This window comes from Acinetobacter sp. UBA6571, assembly GCF_002434085.1.
In the GTDB taxonomy this organism is placed as follows: Bacteria; Pseudomonadota; Gammaproteobacteria; order Pseudomonadales; family Moraxellaceae; genus Acinetobacter; species Acinetobacter radioresistens.
The window spans coordinates 110,876-123,888 of record NZ_DJJJ01000058.1; the positions used below are offsets into that span (position 1 = coordinate 110,876).

At 42.3% G+C, this 13,013-nt stretch carries 13 protein-coding genes and 1 pseudogene; 4 read left to right on the forward strand and 10 right to left on the reverse strand.

Features of this window, described 5'->3' with window-relative positions:
* From adeJ to sdsA, 5 genes and pseudogenes are all read right to left on the reverse strand, one after another.
* Positions 1-1,236 (reverse strand): annotated as a pseudogene (adeJ, locus tag B3X18_RS11870) (multidrug efflux RND transporter permease subunit AdeJ); the annotation flags it as partial.
* A 12-nt stretch (positions 1,237-1,248) separates the two neighbouring features.
* A complete protein-coding gene (locus B3X18_RS11875; protein WP_005015877.1) occupies positions 1,249-2,490 on the reverse strand; it encodes an efflux RND transporter periplasmic adaptor subunit in 1,242 nt (413 codons plus the stop codon).
* Positions 2,487-3,128 carry a phosphatase PAP2 family protein gene (locus tag B3X18_RS11880; protein WP_005406964.1) on the reverse strand — a complete coding sequence of 214 codons (642 nt, stop codon included), beginning with the start codon at positions 3,126-3,128 and terminating at the stop codon, positions 2,487-2,489. The genes B3X18_RS11875 and B3X18_RS11880 overlap by 4 nt, the downstream gene beginning before the upstream one ends.
* A 149-nt stretch (positions 3,129-3,277) precedes the next feature.
* Positions 3,278-5,332, reverse strand: a complete 2,055-nt coding sequence (locus B3X18_RS11885; RefSeq protein ID WP_161794086.1) for a site-specific recombinase — start codon at positions 5,330-5,332, stop codon at positions 3,278-3,280.
* Positions 5,333-5,348: 16 nt separating this feature from the next.
* Positions 5,349-6,326, reverse strand: coding sequence for an All-trans-nonaprenyl-diphosphate synthase (gene sdsA, locus B3X18_RS11890; RefSeq protein WP_005015869.1), 978 nt, complete (start codon positions 6,324-6,326; stop codon positions 5,349-5,351).
* 467 nt (positions 6,327-6,793) lie between these two features.
* On the opposite strand from sdsA, the gene rplU reads away from it, so the two are divergent.
* From rplU to serS, 4 genes are all read left to right on the forward strand, one after another.
* The gene (rplU, locus tag B3X18_RS11895) at positions 6,794-7,105 is read left to right on the forward strand and encodes a 50S ribosomal protein L21 (protein ID WP_005015865.1); all 312 of its coding nucleotides are present in this window, start codon (positions 6,794-6,796) and stop codon (positions 7,103-7,105) included.
* A gap of 18 nt (positions 7,106-7,123) precedes the next feature.
* On the forward strand, positions 7,124-7,381 hold the full coding sequence (rpmA, locus tag B3X18_RS11900; protein ID WP_005015863.1) for a 50S ribosomal protein L27: 258 nt from the start codon (positions 7,124-7,126) through the stop codon (positions 7,379-7,381).
* 208 nt (positions 7,382-7,589) lie between these two features.
* On the forward strand, positions 7,590-8,285 hold the full coding sequence (gene lolA / locus B3X18_RS11905; RefSeq protein WP_005015860.1) for an outer membrane lipoprotein chaperone LolA: 696 nt from the start codon (positions 7,590-7,592) through the stop codon (positions 8,283-8,285).
* A gap of 207 nt (positions 8,286-8,492) precedes the next feature.
* Positions 8,493-9,764 (forward strand): serine--tRNA ligase, encoded by a 1,272-nt coding sequence (gene serS / locus B3X18_RS11910; RefSeq protein WP_005407002.1) that lies wholly within the window; start codon positions 8,493-8,495, stop codon positions 9,762-9,764.
* An 88-nt stretch (positions 9,765-9,852) separates the two neighbouring features.
* Here serS and B3X18_RS11915 read toward each other — a convergent pair whose 3' ends face one another.
* The 5 genes from B3X18_RS11915 to B3X18_RS11935 form a co-directional block, all read right to left on the reverse strand.
* A complete protein-coding gene (locus B3X18_RS11915; RefSeq protein ID WP_228133619.1) occupies positions 9,853-10,377 on the reverse strand; it encodes a helix-turn-helix transcriptional regulator in 525 nt (174 codons plus the stop codon).
* Between the two features lie 245 nt (positions 10,378-10,622).
* Complete coding sequence (locus B3X18_RS11920) at positions 10,623-10,844, reverse strand: hypothetical protein (protein ID WP_228133620.1); 222 nt, start codon at positions 10,842-10,844, stop codon at positions 10,623-10,625.
* A 157-nt stretch (positions 10,845-11,001) separates the two neighbouring features.
* Positions 11,002-11,547 (reverse strand): hypothetical protein, encoded by a 546-nt coding sequence (locus B3X18_RS11925; RefSeq protein WP_005406946.1) that lies wholly within the window; start codon positions 11,545-11,547, stop codon positions 11,002-11,004.
* Between the two features lie 49 nt (positions 11,548-11,596).
* Positions 11,597-11,854, reverse strand: coding sequence for a hypothetical protein (locus B3X18_RS11930; RefSeq protein WP_034688424.1), 258 nt, complete (start codon positions 11,852-11,854; stop codon positions 11,597-11,599).
* A 54-nt stretch (positions 11,855-11,908) separates the two neighbouring features.
* Positions 11,909-12,994, reverse strand: coding sequence for an LLM class flavin-dependent oxidoreductase (locus B3X18_RS11935; RefSeq protein ID WP_005015850.1), 1,086 nt, complete (start codon positions 12,992-12,994; stop codon positions 11,909-11,911).
* Positions 12,995-13,013: the final 19 nt, after the last annotated feature.

Sequence of the window (13,013 nt, forward strand, 5' to 3'; positions counted from 1 at the left end):
CACAACAATCGCATCATCTACAAGCAGACCGATTGCCAGTACCATGGCGAACATGGTGAGGGTATTAATCGAGAAACCAAAAACATTAATTACAGCAAAAGTACCTAGAACAACAACCGGAACAGCAAGTGTTGGAATAATGGTGGCGCGCCAGTTCTGCAAGAACAGGAACATCACGATAAAGACCAGAATGACTGCTTCAACCAGTGTATGAACCACACTTTCAATTGAAAGTTTGATAAACGGAGTAGTATCAAATGCCAGCACGTCTACCATCCCTTGAGGATAGCTGGTACGTAACTCTTTTAAGCGTGCCTCGACTGCTTCAGCAGTGTCGAGTGCGTTGGCGCCTGTCGCAAGTTTGATGGCTACACCGGCCGCTGGTTTATTATTATATTTTGAAATAAAACCGTAATCTGCGCTGCCCAGTTCCACCTTGGCGACATCACCAATACGGACTTGTGCACCACTTGCAGTATTTTTCAAAAATACATTGCTAAATTCTTCAGGAGTCTGCAACAGGCTTTGTGCAGTAACTGTAGCATTTAGCACCTGATCTTTAGTCAGTGGCGCACCGCCTAACTGACCCACTGCCACCTGAGCATTCTGGCTACGGATGGCGTTAGCTACATCACTTGGAGTCAGCTGAAAACTGCTTAGTTTGGCAGGATCGAGCCAGATACGCATGGCATAAGAGCCACCAAATACCTGTACCTCACCCACACCTGCAACACGTGATAAAGGTTCAGAAATATTTGAGTTAACGTAGTCTTTAATATCAGCATCTGACAGAGAATCATCAGGTGAATAAAATGCAATGACCTGCAAGAAGCTGGCACCAGATTTGGTTACCCGCACGCCTTGGCGCTGTACATCTTCAGGAAGCAGAGCCGTTGCAGACTGCAGTTTGTTTTGAACCTGAACCTGTGCAATGTCCGGATCAATACCTTGTTCAAAATTCAGCTGGATAGATGCTTGACCATTCCCGGCACTATTTGAAGAAATGTAGCGTAACCCGTCCAGACCGTTCATCTGCTGTTCAATAATCTGGGTCACTGTATTTTCAACAGTTTCAGCAGAAGCGCCCGGGTAAGTTGCCGCAATCGTCACGGTCGGTGGAGCAATCGTCGGATACTGTGCAATTGGCATTTTGGTGAGAGTAAGTACCCCCGCCAGCATGATCACCAGTGCAATCACCCATGCAAATATGGGGCGATGAATAAAAAATTGAGCCATTCAGTCTACCCCTTATGTATTTGAAGTAGCATTTTGTTCAGCTTGTGGTTTGGCCTGTTGAGCTGGTTTTGCGTTATTGCTTCCCTGGGCCGCTGCCTGAGGCTGTAGAGGTTTAGGGTTCACTTTTTGGCCTTCTTTAACTTTGGCAATGCCTTCTACAATGACACGTTCACCTGCTTGAATACCGCTAGTCACAATCCAGTCTTTACCTTGCACACCGGCAGTTTGTACCGGACGGCTTTCTGCAAGACCTTTAGCATTTACGATCATGGCAACCGCCTGTCCTGTCGGAAGACGGGTAATTGCAGCCTGTGGAATCAGCATTGCATTTGGAATCACTGCCTGTACGATTTTTGCAGTCGCATACATACCCGGTAACAGCAGGTGATTCGGGTTGGAGAATACTGCACGTAGAGTCACTGTACCGGTTTCTGGATCAACACTGGCGCCAGAAAATGCAAGATTCCCTTCAATCGGATACTCGCTTCCGTCTTCAAGGCGCAGTTTAACTTTAGTGTTGTTACTGCTGCTCAGGTTACCCTGGTTCAGCTGTTGACGCAGACGCAGCAGTTCAGCACTTGACTGGTTAATATCGACATAAATGGGATCAAGCTGCTGAATGGTAACTAAAGGTTCAGTCTGGCTGGCCGTCACCAGTGCACCTGCTGTAACTGAAGAACGGCTAGATTGACCTGAAATTGGAGCCCGTACAGTAGAGTAGCCCAGATTAATCTCTGCATTACGTAGTTCTGCCTGAGAGGCGTTAACATCAGCTTGTGCCAGTTTTACCTGAGCTACAATATCATCATATTCCTGTCTTGAAATCGCATTGGTGCCTACCAGCTGACGATAACGGCCTTCTTTTACACGCAGAACATTCAGGTTTGCCTGCTGGCGGTTCAATGTAGCACGAGCACTTGCTACATTTTCGCGGTTGGTACGCGAGTCAATTTCATATAAAGCTTGCCCCTGACGGACATAGCTTCCTTCAGTAAACAGACGTTTCTGGATTACACCGCTTGCCTGTGGCCGTACTTCAGAAATCTGATAGGGTGAGGTACGTCCAGAGAGTTCAACAGACTGTTCTACACTTCGTGGCTGAGCAACCAGGACACCTACTTCAGGTGGTGGCATTTGTTGAGCAGCCGCGCCTGTTTGTGCATCCTTTGGATCTTTGCTACAACCCACAAGTGCGATACTTGTTGCTAAAGCACAAGCGGTAAGGGCCGGTGCCCAAAGCTTTGCCGATGTCATTGTTCCACCTCATTTAGATTTTTATCTAAAAATAAATTATTTTTGCCTGACTGATTATGACGAAACCATAGCCAAAGCAGAGAGATCCAAATAAAACCAATACTCCAACCCGTTAAAACATCGGTTGGGTAATGAACCCCGAGATAAACCCGTGAAATTCCCATAATGATCCACCAGCTATTCGCAGCAAGGAAAATCCAAACATAATAACGATGCTTGCGAAGTAGGAAGAGCAACAGACAAGCAAAGCTTGCAGCATATGCACTATGGGCACTTGGAAATGAGGCGCCGTAGCTCTGAACCAGGTGATATATTTCTAAGGGTCGGGGCCTTGCAATCCACCATTTCAATAACCAGACCAGCGTGCCGCTGCCGATCATTCCGAAACTAATAAAAATAACGGTTTTATATTTTTTATACCATGCCAGTCTTGAGCACCAAAGCAGTACAACAAATCCTATGACAACTGAACCACCTATTTTAGATAAGAACATTGCAAGAATATTAAGGGATTCTGTTCGGTGCTGGCTGAACCACTTTACTTGTGCCACGTCCCATCCCTGAAGCGCAGGGATGTAAGATACCTGTCCGCTAAGGACAAGCATAAGGCAAGCAATAAGCAAGAACAGGTAGGGCATGCAGCAACCTTGTATTCTAACTGATCAGTTAGGAGCCATAAATTGAAGCAAAGTGTACTGACTGGTACACTCTTTTTCAAGTCTCTAGAATTATCTTATTTTTAACTGAGCAGTTAGAAGCAATATCACATAAACGCAACAAAATTAAGTTATTTTTCTGTTTTAGACAGCGAGTTATCTACAGAATTTGCTGCTTCCTCAATTTTAGGGGGCCAGAAAAAATCACTAGGACGGGTCATAAAATGTGTCAAAACTAACTTTGCCAAAGGTTTCCATTGTTCAAAACGAACCCGTCGTGCGCGTAGAGCTACAATAATGGTGAGACTAAAACTGACAAACAAGTTAGTTAAGCCAATAAGCAGGACGCCCAGAAAAGAAACAATGATGAGGCCAAGATCTGGCCCGCCATTAATATTCATCAGACCCTGAATAAAATTGGCCGATGCAAAGGCAATATGCCGGATATCTAGGGGTAATCCTAAAATAAAACCCAGTGTTCCCATACTGCCCAGCATAATCCCAAATAGAAAGTTACCGGCAAGTGCTCCCAGATTACGTTCAATATAGGCAGAAAAACGGTCTAGGCGGTCTTGTCCCATCAGGTTTTTTAATTGGGGATGCGCTTTCAGGCGTGGTCCTACTTTACGGTAAACTGCCATATTGTCGAAATAGCCGGCAATCAGTCCCGATAGGAACAGGCAAACACCGGCAATTGCTGCATGGGGCAGAGCAAGGGAAGTAAAGGGGTTCAAGTCATGCAAAAGCTTGGTAGCTTTCATATGGGTCATTAGAGGTTCTTGCATCCCGGCTTCCCATAGCAGGGTAATCAGCGCTGCGGTTGGTATGGCTATCGAGATATTACCCAAGATTGCAATAAACTGAGTCCGGATAATATTAATAATCAGGGCTGCCAGTTCTGCAATTTGTGCGGTGCGAGAGCCTTTCTTATGCTGTACCGTGGCAGCGAGCGCTGCTGCGGTCATAGCTGGCTGTTTGGTCGCTACTGTAAAATGCAAGACATGAATCAGTACGAAGCCTAAAGAGTAATTCATGCTGAACATAAAGGCCTGCATGAGCGGAGCCATGGCCAGACGCGCCATCAGGATTTTAAGGGTTGCCATTGTGGCAATAATTACCCCTGCACCTGCTGCGGCCTTATACATTGAAAAAAAGCCCTTTTTATCGGTACTTACATAATGTTCACCGGTCCGGCTGGCATTCTCAGTTACCTGTAAGGCAATCAGCTCACTGGTAGTGGTCAATAAAGCCCGTACACTTTTTTCACTATAATGTGCCTTGACCAGCTCACTCAGCAGCTGGCTGAGTGCATCATAAGTATAAATATCTTCTACAGTGACGATATGCAGCAGCAATTCAATTCGGTCCAGACATTGCTCAAGCAGTGAAAGCAGATAGGCGAGGCTTAAACTTACCCCAATACGCTTGGTAGACCGGCGAATCTTGAGCACAACATCCCGGCACTGTTCAAACATCACAAATGCCTGTGATGCATCTGGTGGCTCCATCACGGCAAACTGGTCCAGATTTTGAAGCAGCTTTTTATAGCGGACAATAAATTCTACGACTTCCCGATTCTGGACCAGAAAGGGGGATTCGTATTCGGTCAGTTCAGGATAGGCATTAATAAACTCCGGATAGAGTCCAATACCACTAATCCGGTAAGATAAAACGGTAATCGCGCGGATCATTTCATCACGGACTGACTGCTTCTCTGCCATATTGCCATTACTGCGGCTAATCAAGCTAAAGAACAGCTGCCAGTCCTGGCTATCAATATTTTCTAGCCAGTATTTGTCGGTACGCTGATGAAAGACACGGTGCAGCAGATCGGTCAGCTGGGTTTCATCATTGATCAGCGGCAAAAAGTGTGCACCTAAACGCTGGGTAAACTGATTCCAGAAACCATCTAACGATAAAATGCCGCTGTCAGCATAAAGTGCGGTTTGCCGGTAATGATTAATAATACGTAGAACAAAAGTTTGAAATGTACAGGCAGCGACCGGTGTAATTAAAAGCGACTGAATAAATGCCCGAAATTTTCTTTCAATTTCTTCGGTATTTTTGGTATCAGCGGGTCGTAGACGGTTAACCAGCTCAATAAGAATATTTTCATCTAATACAGCTTGAGGTTGCTCAAGCTGCTGGTGCATTCTGAGAAAAAGATCTTGAAAGTTTAAATGCATAAAATTTTTAATAATATTATTGGATTCGGTCTAAAGCTAAGCGGGTCAAGTTAACCAGCGCCTGCCGGTAAGTACTCTCAGGTAATATTTCTAGTGCCTGTAATGCTCGCTCGGTTTCTTCAGTAGCACGCTTGTGGCAATAATCCAGCGCTCCCGAATTTTGTACAATCGCAATAACTTGTTCAAGCTGTGAAGTACCGCCAGTGGCAATGCTGCGACGGATCAGGTCGCGCTGTTCACCTTGAGTATTTTGCATTGCTGCAATCAATGGCAGGGTAGGTTTGCCTTCCATCAAGTCATCGCCAATGTTTTTGCCGAGCGTATCAGCATCTGAAGTGTAATCCAGAATATCATCAATAATCTGAAAAGCATTGCCAAAGTGTCCGGCAAAACGACGTAAAGGTTCACGGTATTCAGGTTTGCCTGCCAGTATTGCAGCGCCTTCGGTCGCCAGTTCGAACAACCGTGAGGTTTTACCGTGAATAATCTGTAAATAAACAGCTTCTGTCGTATCTGGCTGATGCTGTGCCTGCAACTGCAATACTTCACCCTCAGCAATCTCGCAAGTTCCTGTAGAGAAGTCCTTTAACAAGATCATATTGTCCAGATCAACCAGCAGATCAAATGCCCGGGCAATCAGAAAATCCCCCACCAGTACCGCAGTCTGGTTATTCCATGTCGCATTTGCTGTTGGTCTGCCACGGCGTAAGCCAGACTCATCTACCACATCATCGTGTACCAGAGTTGCCGTATGCAGCATTTCAATAATGGCCGCCAGCTTCTGTGCATGCTTTAAATTGGTTTCACCACAGGCATAAGCGGCCAGTAAGCACATAATCGGACGCATGCGCTTTCCACCTGCTTCAACGACATGCTTGCTGACTGACATGACCAGTGCGACCTTGGAGCTGATTCCTTCATTAATAAACTGGTCCATCGCTGCAAAATCTTGAGCAACAGGAGCGAGAATATCTTGCTTGAAATCGATGGCCATATGAAGAAGAACCTCTTGCGAAAGTAATCGGATGCACAGTTAAACAGTGAGACGTCTAAACACCGTGACCAGCCTTTAGATAGCTGATACTTAAAAAATTAAAGCTATTGTATCCTAAAGCAGCCAGGAAGGTAGCCAAAATTCTAGGGCTTAAACCAGACGGGAGCCTTTAGTTTAAGGTCCGCTGCCTTTGAGTATATTCTTCTAAAGAACTGCTGCCATGATGCTGTTGCGCCAGACAAGATACAGCGTGGCCTTAAAAATGCAAAGAAAAATCACTGAAAATACCGCTAAGGGAAAAAGAATAGTGTGTATACAAATGTCGTCTGAATATTTTGGGTAAATTACTTGTTGTTTGATCGGTTTTCACTTAAAATCTTTGGCCTTGTATAACCCCAGTGGCGCTCGTCTTAAGATCGGTATATCCCTTTGCCGGCACGACGACACGGGCATGATTGGAGTACATTATGTACGCAGTAATCCAAAGCGGTGGTAAACAGCACCGTGTAGTTGAGGGTGAAACCCTTAAAGTTGAATTGTTGAAAGCTGAAACTGGCTCAACTATTACGTTTGATGACGTACTAATGGTTGTGAACGGCGAAAGCATTCAAATCGGTGCTCCAGTAGTCGCTGGCGCTAAAGTAACTGCAGAAGTAGTTGGCCATGGTCGTCACGACAAAATCCGCATCATCAAAATGCGTCGTCGTAAACATTACCGTAAACAACAAGGTCACCGTCAATGGTTTACCGAGTTGAAAATTACTGGTATTTCAGGCTAATTACGAGGAGTAAGAGACATGGCTCACAAAAAAGCCGGTGGTTCGACACGTAACGGTCGTGATTCAAACCCAAAAATGTTAGGTGTTAAAATTTATGGTGGTCAAACTGTGACTGCTGGTAATATCATCGTTCGTCAACGTGGTACAGAATTCCACGCTGGTGCAAATGTAGGTATGGGCCGTGACCATACTTTATTTGCTACTGCTGATGGCGTAGTAAAATTCGAAGTGAAAGGTCAATTTGGCCGTCGCTACGTAACAGTTGAAGCTGTATAAGTTTAAACTGTTTGAGAAAAGCCCACTGTAAATGTGGGCTTTTTTTATATCTAAAGTTATAGAAACGATCTTCATCATGATGGATAAATTTCAACAAACTGCATGAAGAACATAACAAAATATCTTATATTCTCAATGATTAGGGCAGAGTTTGTCAGTTAAGATGAAACTCAAACAAATGAGATCAGGCAAATATAAAGGTGATTATATGAATATGCTTCGTAAAACCATATGTGCTATGACAGTGGGTGCAGCCACCTTGGCGCCAGTAATTAGTACCTCTGTTATCGCTGCGCCTGTGGCGGCATCGGAGCAGCAGGCAACTGCAAATCTGGTTCAGCAGCTCAAAGGCATACAAAGTCTGAGCGCCAACTTTGAACAGACCACTAAAGTTAGTGGCAACGCGCCTAAAAAGCAGAAAGGCCTGACAGCTCAACATATGAACCAGACCTTTAAAGGTACAATGAAAGTTGAGCGTCCTGGAAAATTTTTCTGGGAAACCAGCAGCCCGTCTAAACAGACAATTGTTACTACAGGTAAAACAGTCTGGATTTATGACCCTGATCTTCAGCAGGCAGTCCGTCAGTCTTTAGATGAACAGGTCTCAAATACACCAGCGTTACTGCTCTCTGGTAATACCAGCCAAATTATGCAGTCTTATCGGGTAACGCAACCAAATAAAGCCAAAACCTACTACACCCTTTATCCAAAGAATAATGAAGGGGCTTTTCAGAGCCTGACTATTAGCTTTGGTACCAACAAAGCTCCAAGCCTGATGATTTTAGAAGATTCACTTGGCCAGACTACCTATGTAAAATTTAGCAATGTAAAAGTTAATGCTTCTATTCCGGCTTCTACCTTTAATTTCACTCCGCCAAAAGGCACCGATATTATTGACCAGTAAATAAATTCTTTTAAATTTAAAAAGCTGCCTTGTGGCAGCTTTTTTATTACAGTTTCTCTTATATATCCGCTATAGAAAGGAAGGGCACTATAGTTGAAATTGTGGGCTTATTATGCGAATCATCCGAACAACTTCCTGTGCTGTCTGTATTTTTTGCCTTGAAGAGCTTACACTATAGCCAGTTTTTTACCTTATTTATGATTGGCTATGATTGACCCGAAATTACTCAGAAATAATATTGAGGCTGTAAATTTAGCATTGGCAAAACGCGGTGTTCAGCTTGATGTGGAAGAATGGGCAGCTCTGGAAGTGCGCCGTAAGGAAATCCAGCAGAAGACTGAAAATTTGCAGGCAGAACGTAATGCCGGAGCAAAGCAGGTTGGTCAGCTTAAAAAAGCAGGTGAAGACGCATCAGAGATTATGGCACGTATGTCAGCAATTGGTGATGAAATCAAAGCTGCTGAACTGGCACTGGCTGAACTGCAAGCCGAGCTTGAAACCAAATCAATGAATATTCCTAATCTGCCAGATGAGTCTGTACCAGCAGGCAAAGATGAAAGTGACAATGTTGAAATTTTAACATGGGGTACTCCACGTCAGTTTGACTTTGAAATCAAGGATCATACAGACTTGGGCGAGTGGATGGGTGGACTGGAGTTTGAAACAGCCACCAAATTAACCGGCTCACGTTTTAGTGTACTTAAAGGTCCTCTGGCGCGGCTGCAACGTGCTTTAACCCAGTTTATGCTTGATACGCACACCCTTAAAAACGGGTATACCGAAGCGTATGTGCCTTATCTGGTAAATGCTGATTCCCTGCGTGGCACAGGCCAACTACCAAAATTTGAAGAAGACTTATTCAAATTGCAGGGGGAAAAAGAATATTACCTGATCCCGACTGCAGAAGTACCTGTAACGAATTTTGTGCGTGACGAGATTATTGATACTGCTCGCCTTCCATTGAAATATGCAGCGCACACGCCATGTTTTCGTAGTGAAGCCGGTTCTTATGGCCGTGATACCCGAGGCCTGATCCGCCAGCATCAGTTTGATAAAGTGGAAATGGTACAGATCGTTAAGCCTGAAACATCCATGCAGGCACTTGAAGAACTTACTGCCCATGCAGAGAGCATTTTGCAGGCACTGGGTTTACCATATCGTAAAATTTTGCTATGTGGTGGAGATATGGGCTTTGGTGCCACTAAAACCTATGATCTGGAAGTTTGGGTGCCTAGCCAAAATACCTATCGCGAGATTTCCTCTTGTTCTAATATGGGGGATTTTCAGGCTCGTCGTATGAAGGCCCGCTACCGTGTAGACCAGAAAAAAACCGAATTTGTGCATACATTAAATGGTTCAGGTTTGGCTGTTGGACGTACGCTATTGGCTGTGATGGAAAATTACCAACGTGCTGATGGCTCGATTGAAATTCCTGAGGTATTACGTCCATATATGGGCGGACAAGAATTTATTGATTAATTGATCAATTCAAAAAGCTAAATCATCTGATTTAGCTTTTTTTATGAATCAATAAATTCGAATTAATACCTAAGTTATGATGTGCTAATTAGCATTCTATAATTTTCTTTAAAGTCTCGCTAGGTTTTTCACCAAATGCTTGTTTATATTCAATAGAAAAGCGACCTAAATGCGTGACTCCCCATTTGTATGCAATCTCAGTAATACTAATCTTATAGCTTGATTGGGAAATTTCATTATAAATACATTTAAGTCGGTAATGTCGAATATAAGCATTCGGGCTACATTTTAAATATTTTTTAAAAATTGTATTTAATTTCTTTTTACTTAAACCCGAAGCGTATTCCAGATCTGAAATTTCAATTTTTTGCTGTATATTTTTTTGAATAAATTCTAATAACCGATTATGAAAATCGGGGTAGTCCAGAGTATTTTTATAAATCAAATCGCTATAATTGTTTGGCTGTGACAGTAATAATGATTTGACAATAATATATTCAAAATCTGACCGCATTTCTTGAAAGAAAGAGGCATTGGTAAAATTATGCGTAAAGTTCTTAATGCTATCGATTAAATCCCACCAGGCTTTAATTTTGGGATTGTGACTATCCATTACATTCTCAAAAATAAGAGGTTGTATTACGGGTTGAGAAATTAAATCAGATAAGATTTTTTCAACAAAAGTTTTTGAAAAAGAAATGAAGGTTTGAATACAGTTTTTATCGATGATTAATTCAAATTTATCTTCAGGAGAAACAATTGAAGCTGATCATGACATGCATAGAAAATAGCACCATCTTTTTTAAATAGGGGACGTCCATTTTTAGGGCGCGTAATACAAAAATAGTTCATATCCTCTTAGTCATGGGTTTTAAAAATAATATCTTTACCGTAAGTTAAGTCACCAATAATCATACGACCGGTCTGTGAACCATGAAAACTAAAATCTAGAGGTTCATATTTATTCGAGTCAACTAAATCATGTGGACCAATAATTAAATCAAGACAGTGCCTGGCATCATGAATATTCTGCGTGTGAGACTGAATTCTAGAAATAGACCTATGTTGCTGACTATACATAATTACCTCTATCCTTAGCTTGCTGATATTTTCTATGCAAAAATCAATCCATAATCTTTGCTTTTGTGTTTTATCTCATTTTAAATAAACTTATTTAAATCAAAATAATATAAAAATACTGATCTGGTAATTCATTAGAGTACAGGTAAGTTATTATTTAAAAGTGATAGGCAAGCCTAAGCATGGGGCTACTTGCTGTCGCTCCCCGTCCTGCTTCCCCTGATTCATTATTACCATACTTGTTTTTCCAGTATTGATAGGCAACTCCAGCTTTCAACTTTGGCTGGTGAACAGATATGTCTTTCAATAAAGAATACATGAGTGACATATCGACAAAAATTTCACTTGCCGTCTTGCCACCGGTTTCATTTTTGCCTTTAGGACTCATCCAAACACCAATTCCCTGATAATTCCAATTACTTTGCATTACTGGAAAATCCCAAAGTACTTGTAAGGCAAGATATGGATCATACATGTATTTACTGGTTAAAACATTGGCATCATTGCTTTCATAATAGCCCAGTAAACTTAGATTTAAATAACCAGGTACATTTAGGGTGATACTTGGACCGGCAACATACATTTGACGATTAGAACCATAGTCATCATTTTTGGTATTCCAGTCAAAACCAACAGTGAAACCATAGCTTTTTAACCAGGCAGAATCTTCGATTTTGTGTTGTGTAATACTTGGAATATCCAAGGTGTGCCGATAAATAACATAAGCTTCTTGAGCTCCATGACCAGATGCTTTATTGGTATTTGGATGATTGGTGCATATTTAATTGGAAAAAATTGGTCCCATAGGTATAGCCACTTAAGTGAACCAAACTAAATATGTACTTTTCAATATAAATCGCATTACCTTGTGCATCATTTTTAAAAGGTTCAGAAAAGTCTCTTCCATAACTGGCTGCTAAAGAGGTATTGCTCCAATTAGCCGCCAATGTAGTTGTCGTAAGAAAGCAGCATAAGACACCTGCACTTAACTCATGTAATAAAAATTTCACAATAAAATCCTCCTTAAAAAAATAAACCGACAGTAAATGTGTCGGTTTAGGGGGTTAACGAATATTATATTTTTCTAGTATGGGTAAAACATAGTCACGGAAGTATGGAAACTCGCGGCTATAATCAAGGAAAGAAAGCGTTGTACCCCTGAAGCCTGCTTTATGTAAGTCAATAATGCCTTGAGCAACGTGTTCTGGGGTCCCTACCAGAGGAAAACCCCCATGACCAACACTCATTGCATCACGAATTGATTGTTGAACTTCTTTTGGAAAACTTTGAGCATGCGCGAACATTAGACTCATCAAGTTATCGACGGCTACCACGTCGGCATTGTTGAGTTGACGATCCCATTCAGCCTGGGCTCCTTCTTGCGTTGGACGGCAAATCACGTGTGAAAAGGTCATCACATTAACCTTGCGATTCACTTTAAGACCTGTTTGTTTTAATTCTTCAATTTCAGTTTTACTCCGGCCCAAATCAGAGGCTGGCGTAAACAGGAAGTCTGCATTGTTTACTGCAAACTCACGACCATTTTTAGAGCCTGCTGCATTAAAAATTGGAGGGTGGACTAGGGGTTTCGGTTTTCCATAAGTTCCTTTAGTTTTGAAAAACTTGCTTTCGAAATCAAATTTTTCTTCACTGGTCCATACTTTTTTAATTAAATCGTACCAGTCTTGTGCATACCCATAGCGTGTTTCATGGTCGTCGGGTAAATATAATCCTAAAGCTTCATATTCAGGTTTGTTCCATCCGGCGACAATATTTAAACCAATACGACCTTGGCTGATTTCAGATAATGTTGCAATCTGTTTGGCAACAACTACAGGATGGTTAGGTACTGTCTGAATTGTGGCAAAGACAGTAATGTCTTTTGTCAAGGCTAGTAAAGCAGCTGCCCACGTCATGGTTTCCAAAATTGTACCCTGGAAATCTGTCTGCCCCCCATAGCCAGTAAAGCGTGCAATCGGTAGCATGAAGTCGATCCCCGCCTCATCCAGCATTTTACCAAGTTCTAAATTCTTCTCCCAACTTGCATTCCAACGATCTTCAAGTGTTGAAACGGTCATGCCACCTGAACAGTTTGAAGCAAATGAACCTAATAAAAACCGGTTATTATTAAAAAAGTGATGTTGTTTCATTTTGAAAATCCTTTAAACA

Excerpts from the sequence above, each read along its gene's own strand:
- B3X18_RS11875 (WP_005015877.1), bottom strand. The coding sequence starts at position 2,490 with ATGACATCGGCAAAGCTTTGGGCACCGGCCCTTACCGCTTGTGCTTTA.
- B3X18_RS11880 (WP_005406964.1), bottom strand. The coding sequence starts at position 3,128 with ATGCCCTACCTGTTCTTGCTTATTGCTTGCCTTATGCTTGTCCTTAGC.
- B3X18_RS11885 (WP_161794086.1), bottom strand. The coding sequence starts at position 5,332 with ATGCATTTAAACTTTCAAGATCTTTTTCTCAGAATGCACCAGCAGCTT.
- sdsA (WP_005015869.1), bottom strand. The coding sequence starts at position 6,326 with ATGGCCATCGATTTCAAGCAAGATATTCTCGCTCCTGTTGCTCAAGAT.
- rplU (WP_005015865.1), top strand. The coding sequence starts at position 6,794 with ATGTACGCAGTAATCCAAAGCGGTGGTAAACAGCACCGTGTAGTTGAG.
- rpmA (WP_005015863.1), top strand. The coding sequence starts at position 7,124 with ATGGCTCACAAAAAAGCCGGTGGTTCGACACGTAACGGTCGTGATTCA.
- lolA (WP_005015860.1), top strand. The coding sequence starts at position 7,590 with ATGAATATGCTTCGTAAAACCATATGTGCTATGACAGTGGGTGCAGCC.
- serS (WP_005407002.1), top strand. The coding sequence starts at position 8,493 with ATGATTGACCCGAAATTACTCAGAAATAATATTGAGGCTGTAAATTTA.
- B3X18_RS11915 (WP_228133619.1), bottom strand. The coding sequence starts at position 10,377 with ATGGATAGTCACAATCCCAAAATTAAAGCCTGGTGGGATTTAATCGAT.
- B3X18_RS11920 (WP_228133620.1), bottom strand. The coding sequence starts at position 10,844 with ATGTATAGTCAGCAACATAGGTCTATTTCTAGAATTCAGTCTCACACG.
- B3X18_RS11935 (WP_005015850.1), bottom strand. The coding sequence starts at position 12,994 with ATGAAACAACATCACTTTTTTAATAATAACCGGTTTTTATTAGGTTCA.